The organism is Pedobacter sp. Leaf41, assembly GCF_001422545.1.
Classification (GTDB): domain Bacteria; phylum Bacteroidota; class Bacteroidia; order Sphingobacteriales; family Sphingobacteriaceae; genus Pedobacter.
On sequence record NZ_LMLE01000010.1, the window covers coordinates 128,163 to 140,675 of the forward strand.

A 12,513-nucleotide genomic window follows, 5' to 3' on the forward strand; every position below is an offset into this window, starting at 1 on the left:
TTAACCACAGGTAAAAATGATGAACACAGATTTAACTTGTTAAAAATCTGTGTTCATTTATGAAAATCTGCGGCAACAAATGACGTATGAAGAAATTTCTAAAAATAGCAGCAGTGATTTTAATATCGCTGCTGATTTTTTTTATTGGTACGCTCAAGTACAGGAATTACAGTGCCAATCAAATAACTATTCCAGAAAATACCACTTCTTTAGTAAAGATAAGTGTTGATGAAATTTTAAAAACCTTGGCGCTCAATGCCATCTCAAACCCGGTTCATTACTTTAAATCAGATACGGAGAAAAATATTGGGCGTTCATTTAAGCGCATAGACCATGGATTAAGCATTCCTGCAAACCTATATTTGTATACCATAAAGGATCAACCGAACACCTCGTTTTTTACCAAATTCAAAATCATAAATCTCAAAAATTTTGAACATTTTATAAGCAAAACCATAGGTTTTCAAATTAAAAAGGGTAGCAAGAAGCTTAATTATGCAAAATCTGTATTGGGTAACGTAGCAATCTGTTACGACGAAAAAAGTGCTGTTGTAGTTTTTTCAAGTCAGATTGCAAACTTTGATGCGGCCCTGAAAGATGTTCTAAATGAAAAAAAATTCAAAAAAATGAGTGATGGTGGATTTAGCCAGCTGATCAGTTCCAATAGTCACGTCGCTTTTGAAGAAAATGCTCAGTTTGCAGAGCTTAATTTTAAAAGTGGCGAAATCAGTTTCAATGGCATTTTTAACACACCAGAAGGAGTGAAAATTAAGACCGGGCTTTACAGCTACCAACCGGCCAATACAAACAATGTAATGAACTTTTGGCTGAATGCAGATTTCGAACGAAACACCAAAAAGGAACTCAAGCTAAAAAATGTGCTTATTGAGCAAGATAGCCTGGTAAAATACTATCAAGGTTACATTGATATGGAATGGACAAATACCATAAAACAAACGGATTCGATCATAACTTATGAATACAACGATGATTTCGAAAAGGTGCAGAAAGTAACACTTCAGCAAAAAGATGTTCCAAACTTCCTGATCAATATTTCTGCTGATGCTTTGCCGTTAAAAAATTACCTGGCCCGTCAAAACTTTATAAATTTGGATAGTTGCGTAGTTAACAAATCGGTCTTTCCTCTTTACCATGTATTTGTTGGGGGAGATAGCAAGCAACTTACCCTCAGCACAAAGAAAGGAACTTCCCTTCATCAATATTCGCAAAAAACCAATAATTTCCTTTCCTTGAATCTAAATTTTAAACAACTAAACCGACAATTTAGCTTGCCAATAATAACCAGGTATCTGCAGAGCTTGAAATATTTAACCGTCACAGCTCAAGCTACCGGTGACCAGAAAATTGCCTTACAAGGCAAATTAGAAATGAATAATCAAGACATTAATGGCCTTTATCAACTCCTGAAAACCCTGTAGAATTTTATCATTCCAATATTCTTAATAAATTTATTGCAACAAACTAATAGCAAATATGCTCCACGACAATCTTATTTTAATCCTCATTTTGTTACTCGGCGTGACATTATTGGTGATGGTTGGTCAGAAATTAAAGATTTCATACCCTATTTTTTTAGTATTAGCAGGATTAATTATCGGATTTATTCCTGGTATCCCTCATGTAAAAATCGATCCTGATATTGTCTTCCTGCTCTTCTTACCTCCACTTCTTTATGAGGCCGCATGGTTTACCTCATGGAAAGATTTTTGGGAATATAAAGGAGGGATCTTTCTAATGGCCGTTGGTTTGGTGATTATTACATCAATGGCTGTAGCTTATGCTTCCGTTGCATTTATACCGGGCTTCACTTTGGCATTAGGATTTTTACTGGGTGGAATTATTTCGCCCCCAGATGCCGTTGCTGCAGCCGCTGTACTTAAAGGATTAAAAATTCCAAAAACGGTAAGTGCTTTACTAGAGGGCGAAAGTTTAGTAAACGATGCTTCCAGTTTAATCGTGTTTAAATTCGCATTGGTCGCTGTTACCGCCGGAACTTTCGTTCTGCATGATGCAGCGATAGATTTTGTTTCCGTAGCGGGTTGTGGTATTTTGGTTGGTTTGGCTATTGGCGGTATCTTTTACGCCATACACAGATGGCTTCCTACAACCGAAAACATTGATACTGTGCTTACGTTGATTACGCCTTACTTTATGTATATCGTAGCAGAACATTTTGAGGGTTCGGGTGTAATGGCAGTTGTTTCTGGAGGTCTATTACTCTCCAGTCAATCACATATTATTTTAACTTCAAGCTCGCGAATTAAAACCGTTTCGGTTTGGTCTGCCTTGATATTCCTTTTAAATGGTGTAGTTTTTATTTTAATAGGTTTGGCATTGCCAGATATTGTAGCAGGGCTTGGCCCAGATTACCCGATAGGTAGAGCAATAGGCTACGGCGTGGGAATAAGTGTACTTGCTTTGGTAGTCCGTTTTATCTGGCTCTTCTCCACTGCCAGGATCACCAAGATTTTCAATAAAAAATCAAGAGTACGTTACCAAGACATGACCTGGCATTCATCGTTAGTAATTGTTTATGCCGGAATGCGGGGCGTAGTTTCTTTAGCCGCAGCATTATCTATTCCGGTAATGATTTCCGATCAGATTCCATTTCCATTAAGGAACTTGATCTTATTTATCACCTTCGTGGTTATATTCGTAACGCTGGTGGTACAGGGCTTAACGTTACCGTTTTTTATCAAGTGGCTAAATATTCCAGCTCCGAAACATAAATTATCTGAACAGGAACAGACCAGCCAGATTAAACTTAAATTAATTGATCTCTCGTTGGATAAACTAAAAGCTGATTATCAATATCAATGTACCCACAATGAGTTAATGGTAAATTTAAAAGCCGAACTCCAACACTCGTTAATTGAAAAGAAAGATACTCTGAAAGCCTTTAAAGCTGGACAGATCGATCAGGTAGATTTGAAAGCATATCATGAAATTGTGCTGGCTTTGATTCAGGTTCAAAGGGATGAACTACATCATTTGAAAAGTAACAAAAACTACGACGATGATATCATTAGAAAAGAAGAATGGCGTTTAGACTTGGAAGAGTTGAGTATCACATCCTCTGAATAAGGATTTACCATTGGAGTTTTAACTTTGAGTATTTGCTTGCCTGCAGCAAACAGGCGAAATCGATTTTTAATCGATTGAAGTTCCCGAGGAATGCCTTTGGTACAATCTCATTTGTGGTATTATTTTATCATAAGATTGCTTCATACCTCGCAAGGACGACTGTTCAAAGCAAAAGAACTAACATTTCAAAAAAAAATCCTTGCAAATTTTACATCTGCAAGGATTTATAATAAGATTGCGAATCTTGATAAAATCGAGATTCGCAATTACAGTTATAGGCTATGGCCAAACACCTAAGTTCATGTAAGAAACAGCAATTTTATCAATCGAATTAACAAATGCCGCAGTTCTTAATGTTTGGGTCGCTGGTTTATTTACCAAAGTCTCACGGATCTCGTGGTAAGAATGAATCATTGTATCTTCCAAACCAGAGTTCACCAATTCGATCTCAGATGCACCTTTAACAATCATTAAGCGGTGTTCTGGAAGGATAGTTTTCCCTGTCAAATTTTCTAATGTATTAATTAGGTTAGCATTTGAGTTAGCTGCATAACGGTTCTCCATGCGGCCAAAAGCCACGTGAGAAAGATTTTTTAACCACTCAAAATAAGAAACCGTAACACCACCGGCATTGCAATACATATCTGGAATAATAATTCCGCCCATTTCTGTGAAAATAGCCTCAGCTTCTGGAGTTGTAGGTCCGTTAGCGCCTTCGGCAATAATTTTTGCTTTAACGTTGCGGATGTTATGCTCTGTAAATTGGTTTTCTAAAGCTGCAGGAACAAGGATATCACAATCCTGCTCTAAGCCGTCCATCGAATTTTTGAAATCTGTAGCACCTGGGAAACCAAGGATTGAACCCGTATTTTTACGGTGTGCAAAAACTTCATCCACATTTAAGCCGTTAGGATTATAGATTGCTCCTTCGTACTCACATAAACCAACGATAGTTGCTCCAAATTCGGCCAGGAATTTAGCAGAGTGATAACCCACATTACCCAAACCCTGAACAATTACTCTTTTATCTCCTAAACCAGCTTTGAAACCAAGTTTAGCCATATCTTCTGCAACATCTACGCATTCACGAACGGCATATGCAACACCACGGCCAGTAGCTTCTTTACGTCCGCGGATACCGTGGAGCGCAATTGGCTTACCCGTTACACAACCTAACGCATCTAACTGACCAGGATTCATGGTCATATAAGTATCTGCAATCCAACTCATTTCGCGTTCACCCGATCCATAATCAGGAGCAGGAACGTCGATACCAGGACCAATAAAATTTTTCTTGATTAACTCTGTTGTATAACGACGAGTGATGGTTTCTAACTCGGCAACACTATATTGTTTAGTGTTGATTTTGATACCACCTTTAGCGCCACCAAATGGAACGTTTACAATGGCACATTTGTAAGTCATAAGGGCTGCAAGCGCCATTACCTCATCTTCGTTAACCATTTCGCTGTAGCGAATACCACCTTTTGTCGGACTCATGTGATGCGAGTGCTCGACACGCCAAGCATCAATTACTTCGAAACCATTTCCACGGCGAATTGGAAATTGGAAACGATAAACACTATTACACGCTTTAATCTGGTTCAATAAACCTTCAGGATGGTTGGTGAATTGAGCCGCACTGTCAAAGTTCTTGCATACATCAGCAAAAAACTTGTTCTCGTCTGCTAGATTAGCCATTATTTCTTTTTTATGAATTAAGTATGCCGCAAAATTGCCTAAAAAAAACGCATATATCCAAATGAAAAAATACTTAGTGTAAAGCCAACACCAATCAAAACTGAAGAGAAAGACAGCTTCAAACTGTTTAAACTTAGTTTTTAGGTGAGTTTTCTTTTTCGATTTTTTTTAATCTTTTATCGATAGAGAAAAGGTAAGCCAATAATCCAAGCAAAATGATCACTATGCAGGCAACAACAACGTAAATTTTACCATCGCTACGCAACTTATCCGCCATTTCTACGCCGTTATCTTGCGCAAATAGCTGAATTGTAGCAAGCATTAATATTAAGGAGAACAATATCATTTTCATGTTAGTTTTTAATTTTTGGTGTTTTAATTTTGGGTGGCGAGTTTGTAATCCTTTGTCCTTGCTCATTATTCTTTTATCCCTGCTCTTCCCTAATTCGATTGTTGCTGTCTGTTTTGTAATGAGCGTAGTCTGAATTTAATGGTGTAAACCCAGTACCCAATTAATATCCAGCCTAAGCATGCCGGATAAAATACCATCCGCATTCGGCTATCTAAATCGTAGCTGTTAAAACCAGGGTTACCGCCATTACCAGGATGTAGTGAATCTTTTAAACGTGGTAAAACGAATAGTAGAACCACCATCATTGGGAAAGCGAAGATGTTATAGATAGCAGAAATTTTAGCTCTTTTTTGTTCCTCATCTATCGCATTGCGAAGAATTAAATAAGCAAAATATAGTAAAACTGAAATGGCTGCAAAGTTTTGTTTAGGATCGAAACTCCAGAACTGGCCCCAGGTATATTTCGCCCAGATGGCACCGGTAACTAATCCTAGAAGACCGAAAATGATCCCTGCATTTACGCTCTCTACAGCTTTCATATCATCAATTTCACTTTTGGAGCTAAGAGATTTAATGCTGTAAAAGACAGAAATGGAGAACAATACAATCATGGCAAACCACATAGGAACATGGAAATATAAATTCCTGATTGATTCATTTAAAATAGGCAAGCGAGGCACGCCAAGCAACAAACCTGCAATTGCAGTATAAACTACCAGCACTGAACCTAAAATTTTCCACCAAGTTTTATTCATACATATATTAATTTTGAAGGAGTGATTTTTGTATGAGTGAATGTTGCCGCTGTTACTCAATAATTTCAAGCGATAGAAATCAACATTCTCTCAACCATTCATTCTATAATTCAATCATTTTTTAGTCCCTCCAAAGGTAAGGAAATAACAATAATGAGGTGGCAACTGTAAGCACATTTACAACCAACAACATTCCAATTTCATCGTAACTATTCTCCCAGGGCAAGCCATCAACTGCATTCTTTGCTAATTTTATTAAAAGTATGAGTACTGGAATAATAATCGGGAAGCTTAAAATTGCCATCAGCATTCCGCCGTTTCCTGCTTTACTTGCAATGGCTGAAACCATGGTAAAAACCGTTGAAAAACTGATGCTACCCATCACGACGGCTACGTAATATAAAAGCAAATCGGGCGGTGTAAACGAATCGAACACCAAAGTATAAAAACCTAATGCGATGGTAGTTAATACCAACATTAGCAAAACGTTATAAACTGTTTTCGATATTATAACCGCAGCCGGACTCGCTAAAACGTAGCTATATAACTGTTGTCCTTTAGTTTCCTGCAAAAAACTTTTTGAAACCCCGTTGATAGATGCAAATAAGATAATTATCCAGAACAATGCATTCCAGGCAAGCTTATCGCCTAAGCTGACAAAAGATAAATAGCAGGTAAAAATGGTGGAAACTACATACAATAATACACCGTTGATGGTATATTTGGAGCGCCACTCTAACAGCACTTCCTTGTGGATTAAATATTTAACCTCATTGGCCAATTGCATAACCGCAAAGATACTTTTATTGATAAATATTGTAAGGGTAATTTGTTGGATTGTTGTAATATTGTATAAAGTTTTAGCTGTTAAATATTAGCACGGAAACACTGAATACAAGAAAAACTATCTGTTAGATTACTTAAAAAGTATATAATGTTTTTTTTATTCCGTGGACTCCGTGCTTCCGTGGGCAAAAATATTTTATGGATTATAAGAAAAAACGAAGCTAGCTACAAAATTAAGTCTGCCTCAGAAACACAGAATACACTGAAAATATTAGCCACTGATGAAAAGGATAAACATAGATAAGTTATTTCATTATTATTGTAAGCCAACATCTGTGTTTATCTGTTAACATCTGTGGTAAAAAATATGGATTACGCATCAGTATTAGAATCACCAATTGGAAAAATAACCATCTTAGCTGACGATGATTTTGTTTACGCCATCACTTTTTCAGAACAAGATATTGATGAGTTAAGGGAAAATGAGTTGACCAAAATTGTGGCAAAGCAACTTGAAGATTATTTTGAAGGGGATTTAGAAGCTTTCGATTTCCCAATAAAACAAAAAGGAACTGAATTTCAGCAAGGGGTTTGGCAAAACCTACTCACCATTCCTTATGGCGAAACTACCTCCTATGCTAAGTTTTCGGCACATCAACCCTTAGCTATTCGGGCAATAGCTGCTGCTAACGGCAAAAACAATATTGCTATAGTGGTTCCTTGCCATCGAGTAATTGGTAGTGGAGGAAAATTGGTAGGTTATGCCGGTGGCTTATGGCGAAAACAATGGTTGCTGCAACACGAGAGAGAGGTTTCACAGAAAGGTCAAACAGAATTAAAATTTTAGCATGGACAAATTATCAGATAAAGCCGATACCAAAAATATAAAAGCCATTCGTTTAATCAATATTACCGACGGGAAGTGTGATTTTGAATCAGGAACAATACCAATCAGACAGCATATCAACGCTAATTACTTCTTCGCTCAAACAGATGTCTCCTTGCAATACAGTCCTCATGCTGCACCACGTAGACAGTACGTTATTACGCTTAAAGGGAAATTAAAATTTACGGTGAGTAACGGTCAATCCTTCATTCTTGAACCCGGAATTATTTTAATAGCTGCAGATACATTTGGTGAAGGACACACTTGGGAAATTTTAGATGGAGAAGAGTGGGAAAGGATTTATATCCCGCTGGAAGATGGTGCTGATGACCATTTTACAGCGGTTTAATCAAACAAAGGCCAGATGCTTTCAAGTTAGATTAACTGACGGTGGTTGAGTTTCCTAATTCTTTCCCTTTTTGAGTGCTAAAAAGCATAAAAATTACGCCCACTAAAAGCACAATCCACCCCCATTGAAAATGCACCACTTTACCAATTAATTTATTGGCAAAACCGTACTTCGTATAATTATTAGCTGTAAAATAAACTGCAATAACTGCCAGCACATACCAGATGGCCATTACGAAACTCATAAACCGAAAGGCACCTGCTTTTCTGATAAAAAGGAAAAGAACAGAAATTGCAATGATTGCATAGGTAATAAAAAATAGACGGGCATCAGACTGATATAAGTTCCAATTTCCTTTTATCGGCACCTTTAACATTGGACAAAAACCTGCCACTACGCATAACAAAATGCCTAACCAGGCTCTGAATTTATTTAGAATTAACATTTTGATTCAAGATTTAAATTTTTCCTGCGGGTTGATTACACTGATTTAAAGACTCCATAGACTTTAATAATTGATTTTGCTATTAGATCATATCTTATCACTAATTTGTTTCGCATTTTCTAATGACTAATGACTAATGACTCAATTACTGCCCTTCAATAATACCCATCTTTTCCGCGAAATGCGCACAGTAATCACGTAAATCTTCAACAATTAAGGTTTCGTTTGTAGCCTTTAAAAAGCTATCACCCATGGTTTGCAACGTTTCGTAGAAAAACCGTTTCATCTCATCAACAGGCATATCCTTTGTCCAAAGATCTATTTTCAAAGTATTTTTATAGTTGTGATCCCAAACGGATAAAAACATCGCTTTAGCTGGTACTTTATCTGCATTACCAGAATCAGTACTTTCCCATAGGATGTTATCAGGATTATTTGCCTCATCTAACTCAACTGTTAGTTTTATTTCTGCTGTCTTCATTTTCAAAAATTGATTATACCGATAAAAAGTATGCAGTTATCAGTTTATTTTTACGGTTGCAAAGATGCTTATTTTTTGATTTGATTGCACCGATGAATGAATTGGAAAGATTTTTTTACGCTTGAATTACGCTATTTTTCTAATGATAATGATCAGGATGACGGTGATAACAATAAAGATAGATTCTACAAGCCAAATCTTCTTCAAATCTTTAAGTGTGAAACGGAAAATTAAATCGGTAATAAAAGTAACCAAGATCAGGCATCCTAAAATAAGCAGATAAAAACCACTCATGTCGATCTGTCTCGGTGCAGTATCTTTAGCAGTTAATAGATTAAAAACCGCTAGGCCTAAACCAGCGGCTCCAATGATGTTTAAAGGGGTAATCCTCAATTTCATTTCACTACTTCTTCTTATCGAAACGTTTACCTTTTTTAAAACTTTTAATTTCTTTTCCAGCCTTAGCTTTAGCTTTTTCTCTTGCCTTCTTATCTATTGCTGCAGCATGTTTTTTCTCATGGAAAGCGCCTTTAAAATCAGGGTCTTCCTTGCGTTTTTGCATGTCAATTTCCTTGGCAATATGCTGACGTTCCTCGTAAGGCGTTTCATCAATGTAAACACCTTCCGGGATTTCAGCTACAGGAATATATTGGCGAATTAGCTTTTCAATTTTACGGATGTAGTATTTTTCAGCATCAGTAGCGAAAGTAATGGCGTCGCCCTTGGCAAAAGCCCTACCCGTTCTACCAATTCTATGCACATAATCCTCAATAATAATGGGTACATCAAAATTAATTACATGACTTACGTCACTCACATCAATTCCCCTACTGGCTACATCAGTGGCCACCAATACCCGGATATTACCTTCTTTGAAACTATTTATGGAGTTAATTCTGGTATTTTGTCCTTTATTAGCATGAATCACCCGAACGTTGTCGGCACCATATCTTCGTTCAATAAAACTAAAGATATTATCTGCTACTGTTTTAGTTTTACAAAAAATAATCAACCTGGTAAAGGCCTCATCATTTTTTAAAAGATGTTGTAACAGATTGATTTTTGTTTTAAAATTTGGAACGTAATATAAGGTTTGCGTTACATTAGCAGCAGGTGTAGCCTGTGCAGATGCCTCAATTACAAGCGGGTTATTTAAAAAATCTCCAGCAATTTTTTGAACTAAATCGCTCATTGTTGCAGAGAACAACAGGTTTTGGCGTTTGCGTGGAACGATTTCTAAAATCCGATGTATCGAACCAATAAAGCCCATATCCATCATTTTATCGGCCTCATCAAGTACCAAAAACTTTAAGCTTTGCGTATTAATATCTCCATCCAAATATAAATCCAGAAATCTTCCAGGCGTAGCAATTAAAATATCAACGCCTTTTGCTATTTGCTCTTTCTGCGTTTTCGGACCAATTCCGCCAAAAATTACCAGCGAACGCAAGTCTGTATAAGTGGAGAACAGCTTCACCTGCTCAGCTATCTGCATGGCCAGTTCACGTGTCGGCGATAAAATTAAAGCCCTCGGATTTTCACCCTGAGCATATTTTAACTGCATTAAAATGGGCAAAACGAAAGCCGCAGTTTTTCCAGTTCCGGTTTCGGCAATACCAAAAATATCTTGTCCTGATAGCACCGGTGCAATTGCTTTTTCCTGTATGGGAGTGGCAACGGTATAACCTGCATCGGCAACTGCATTTAAAATTTGCCTATTTAATTTAAATTCTTCGAACGATTTTGCCATAGCGCACAAAGATAGGCTTTTTAAGCTGAAAGGCTTAAACTAGTGTGAAGTTCGGAGTCGTGAGACGTGAGCTAATGAAGCTAAAATCACTTAAAGAGATTTAGGGGAAAGCAATATCAGTAGTTCTTCAATGTCGGTATCTCTTTTATTATTTCAATCTTTTTTAATCTATGTCATTCTGAAGCACGGAATCTCTTTCGTCGGTTACAGATGCTTCGTACCTACTATTGACGTTTTTAACTTTACGTCATTGCCTGCCTGCGGCAGGCCGGCGATCCCGATTTTTTATCGGTAGAAGTTCCAGAGGAATACCTTTGGTACAATCTCATTTGTTGTATTATCTTATTAAAGAAGATTGTTTAGTGCCTCGCAATGACGACAGTTCTTAACCTCATTTATATTGAGTTTTATAAAATTCAGGCTTATTTAAGTCAAAACAACAACACCACACTTAATTTACACCTTTCGTCCGCCCAATCTCGTCACTTTTTACTTTATTCTTTCGGCTTTGTACTTTCTACTAAAACACTACCTTTGAAACCATGAATGCTTACCTGATAAAAGCTGCAACAATTGTAAATGAAGGTCAGAAATTTGTTGCCGATGTATTAATTAAAGATGGATTTATTGCCAAAATAGGTCAAAACCTTTCTGCAGCCCATGCACAAGAAATTAATGCTGAAGGGCAATACCTTTTACCAGGAATGATTGATGACCAAGTGCATTTTCGCGAGCCAGGTTTAACGCATAAAGCGGATATTTTTACAGAAAGTATGGCAGCTGTAGCAGGTGGAATTACGTCTTTCATGGAAATGCCAAACACGGTTCCAAATACTTTAACGCAAGATTTACTTGCTGATAAATATGCAATTGCTGGCGAAACTTCATTAGCCAATTACTCATTTTATATGGGTGCCAGTAATGACAACATTGAAGAAGTTTTAAAAACCGACCCAAAAAATGTGTGTGGCATAAAAGTTTTCATGGGTTCATCAACTGGGAATATGTTGGTTGATAATGAAAAAACATTGGAAAACATTTTTAGCAAAGCACCAATCTTAGTGGCCACACATTGCGAAGATGAGGCCACTATCCGCCATAATTTAGCCGAATTTCAGGCAAAATACGGCGATGATTTAACGATAGAAATGCATCCCTTAATCCGTAGTGCTGAAGCATGTTACAAATCTTCTTCTTTAGCGGTTGAGCTGGCGAAAGCCTACCAAACGCGTTTGCACATTCTTCATATTTCAACGGCGAAAGAAATTGCACTTTTCGATAATAGCATCCCATTAAAAGATAAAAAAATAACTGCAGAAGCGTGTGTGCATCACCTTTGGTTTAATGATAAAGACTACGCAACTAAAGGAAATTTCATCAAATGGAATCCTGCTGTTAAAACGGAAGAAGATCAGAATGGTATTCTTCAGGGTGTTTTAAATGATAATATTGATGTGATTGCAACTGACCATGCGCCACATACCTTAGAAGAAAAACAACAGCCTTATTCACAAGCTCCATCAGGCGGACCATTAGTTCAACATGCTCTGCCTGCTTTATTGGAAATGCATTTACAAGGCAAAATTTCATTAGAGAAAATAGTGGAGAAAACGGCGCATAACCTGGCTATCTGTTTTGATATCGAAAAACGTGGATTTATTCGCGAAGGCTATTGGGCAGATTTAGTTTTGGTTGATTTAAAAGACTCATGGAAAGTAACCAAATTAAATAATTTCTACAAATGTGGCTGGAGTCCTTTTGATGGAGATACTTTCCAAGCCAGCGTTACACACACTTTTGTGTCAGGAAATTTGGCTTATCAGAAAGGCAGATTTACTACCGACCAGATTGGAAAGCGCCTAACTTTTGCCAGATAGGTTTGTTATATTTGTTTATCAATCAA

At 37.1% G+C, this 12,513-nt stretch carries 13 protein-coding genes; 5 read left to right on the forward strand and 8 right to left on the reverse strand.

Annotated elements, in window-relative coordinates:
- The first annotated feature begins 86 nt into the window (after window positions 1-86).
- Both ASE92_RS17100 and ASE92_RS17105 read left to right on the forward strand, forming a co-directional pair.
- The gene (locus ASE92_RS17100) at window positions 87-1,439 is read left to right on the forward strand and encodes a hypothetical protein (protein ID WP_056851336.1); all 1,353 of its coding nucleotides are present in this window, start codon (window positions 87-89) and stop codon (window positions 1,437-1,439) included.
- A gap of 55 nt (window positions 1,440-1,494) precedes the next feature.
- A complete protein-coding gene (locus tag ASE92_RS17105) occupies window positions 1,495-3,105 on the forward strand; it encodes a Na+/H+ antiporter (protein ID WP_056851337.1) in 1,611 nt (536 codons plus the stop codon).
- A gap of 279 nt (window positions 3,106-3,384) precedes the next feature.
- Here the strand turns inward: ASE92_RS17105 and ASE92_RS17110 are convergent, their stop codons facing one another.
- The 4 genes from ASE92_RS17110 to ASE92_RS17125 all read right to left on the reverse strand — a co-directional run bounded on the left by ASE92_RS17110 (window position 3,385) and on the right by ASE92_RS17125 (window position 6,700).
- The gene (locus tag ASE92_RS17110) at window positions 3,385-4,806 is read right to left on the reverse strand and encodes a Glu/Leu/Phe/Val dehydrogenase (RefSeq protein WP_056851338.1); all 1,422 of its coding nucleotides are present in this window, start codon (window positions 4,804-4,806) and stop codon (window positions 3,385-3,387) included.
- A gap of 133 nt (window positions 4,807-4,939) precedes the next feature.
- Window positions 4,940-5,158 (reverse strand): CcmD family protein, encoded by a 219-nt coding sequence (locus ASE92_RS17115; RefSeq protein WP_056851456.1) that lies wholly within the window; start codon window positions 5,156-5,158, stop codon window positions 4,940-4,942.
- An 89-nt stretch (window positions 5,159-5,247) separates the two neighbouring features.
- Window positions 5,248-5,913 (reverse strand): cytochrome c biogenesis protein CcsA, encoded by a 666-nt coding sequence (gene ccsA / locus ASE92_RS17120; protein ID WP_056851339.1) that lies wholly within the window; start codon window positions 5,911-5,913, stop codon window positions 5,248-5,250.
- A gap of 121 nt (window positions 5,914-6,034) precedes the next feature.
- A complete protein-coding gene (locus tag ASE92_RS17125; RefSeq protein ID WP_056851340.1) occupies window positions 6,035-6,700 on the reverse strand; it encodes a heme exporter protein CcmB in 666 nt (221 codons plus the stop codon).
- Between the two features lie 366 nt (window positions 6,701-7,066).
- On the opposite strand from ASE92_RS17125, the gene ASE92_RS17130 reads away from it, so the two are divergent.
- Together ASE92_RS17130 and ASE92_RS17135 are read left to right on the forward strand one after the other, a co-directional pair.
- Window positions 7,067-7,546 carry a methylated-DNA--[protein]-cysteine S-methyltransferase gene (locus ASE92_RS17130; protein ID WP_056851341.1) on the forward strand — a complete coding sequence of 160 codons (480 nt, stop codon included), beginning with the start codon at window positions 7,067-7,069 and terminating at the stop codon, window positions 7,544-7,546.
- 1 nt (window position 7,547) lies between these two features.
- A complete protein-coding gene (locus tag ASE92_RS17135; RefSeq protein WP_056851342.1) occupies window positions 7,548-7,934 on the forward strand; it encodes a hypothetical protein in 387 nt (128 codons plus the stop codon).
- A 31-nt stretch (window positions 7,935-7,965) separates the two neighbouring features.
- On the opposite strand, the gene ASE92_RS17140 is transcribed toward ASE92_RS17135, so the two are convergent.
- The 4 genes from ASE92_RS17140 to ASE92_RS17155 form a co-directional block, all read right to left on the reverse strand.
- Window positions 7,966-8,379: a hypothetical protein gene (locus tag ASE92_RS17140; RefSeq protein ID WP_056851343.1), complete on the reverse strand. Its 414-nt coding sequence runs from the start codon at window positions 8,377-8,379 to the stop codon at window positions 7,966-7,968.
- 145 nt (window positions 8,380-8,524) lie between these two features.
- A complete protein-coding gene (gene gldC / locus ASE92_RS17145; protein ID WP_010602534.1) occupies window positions 8,525-8,860 on the reverse strand; it encodes a gliding motility protein GldC in 336 nt (111 codons plus the stop codon).
- Window positions 8,861-8,986: 126 nt separating this feature from the next.
- A complete protein-coding gene (locus ASE92_RS17150) occupies window positions 8,987-9,259 on the reverse strand; it encodes a hypothetical protein (RefSeq protein WP_056851344.1) in 273 nt (90 codons plus the stop codon).
- 4 nt (window positions 9,260-9,263) lie between these two features.
- Window positions 9,264-10,610 carry a DEAD/DEAH box helicase gene (locus ASE92_RS17155; protein ID WP_056851345.1) on the reverse strand — a complete coding sequence of 449 codons (1,347 nt, stop codon included), beginning with the start codon at window positions 10,608-10,610 and terminating at the stop codon, window positions 9,264-9,266.
- A 542-nt stretch (window positions 10,611-11,152) separates the two neighbouring features.
- On the opposite strand from ASE92_RS17155, the gene ASE92_RS17160 reads away from it, so the two are divergent.
- Window positions 11,153-12,487, forward strand: coding sequence for a dihydroorotase (locus ASE92_RS17160; protein WP_056851346.1), 1,335 nt, complete (start codon window positions 11,153-11,155; stop codon window positions 12,485-12,487).
- Window positions 12,488-12,513 lie beyond the last annotated feature (26 nt).

Excerpts from the sequence above, each read along its gene's own strand:
- ASE92_RS17100 (WP_056851336.1), top strand. The coding sequence starts at position 87 with ATGAAGAAATTTCTAAAAATAGCAGCAGTGATTTTAATATCGCTGCTG.
- ASE92_RS17105 (WP_056851337.1), top strand. The coding sequence starts at position 1,495 with ATGCTCCACGACAATCTTATTTTAATCCTCATTTTGTTACTCGGCGTG.
- ASE92_RS17110 (WP_056851338.1), bottom strand. The coding sequence starts at position 4,806 with ATGGCTAATCTAGCAGACGAGAACAAGTTTTTTGCTGATGTATGCAAG.
- ASE92_RS17115 (WP_056851456.1), bottom strand. The coding sequence starts at position 5,158 with ATGAAAATGATATTGTTCTCCTTAATATTAATGCTTGCTACAATTCAG.
- ccsA (WP_056851339.1), bottom strand. The coding sequence starts at position 5,913 with ATGAATAAAACTTGGTGGAAAATTTTAGGTTCAGTGCTGGTAGTTTAT.
- ASE92_RS17125 (WP_056851340.1), bottom strand. The coding sequence starts at position 6,700 with ATGCAATTGGCCAATGAGGTTAAATATTTAATCCACAAGGAAGTGCTG.
- ASE92_RS17130 (WP_056851341.1), top strand. The coding sequence starts at position 7,067 with ATGGATTACGCATCAGTATTAGAATCACCAATTGGAAAAATAACCATC.
- ASE92_RS17135 (WP_056851342.1), top strand. The coding sequence starts at position 7,548 with ATGGACAAATTATCAGATAAAGCCGATACCAAAAATATAAAAGCCATT.
- ASE92_RS17140 (WP_056851343.1), bottom strand. The coding sequence starts at position 8,379 with ATGTTAATTCTAAATAAATTCAGAGCCTGGTTAGGCATTTTGTTATGC.
- gldC (WP_010602534.1), bottom strand. The coding sequence starts at position 8,860 with ATGAAGACAGCAGAAATAAAACTAACAGTTGAGTTAGATGAGGCAAAT.
- ASE92_RS17150 (WP_056851344.1), bottom strand. The coding sequence starts at position 9,259 with ATGAAATTGAGGATTACCCCTTTAAACATCATTGGAGCCGCTGGTTTA.
- ASE92_RS17155 (WP_056851345.1), bottom strand. The coding sequence starts at position 10,610 with ATGGCAAAATCGTTCGAAGAATTTAAATTAAATAGGCAAATTTTAAAT.
- ASE92_RS17160 (WP_056851346.1), top strand. The coding sequence starts at position 11,153 with ATGAATGCTTACCTGATAAAAGCTGCAACAATTGTAAATGAAGGTCAG.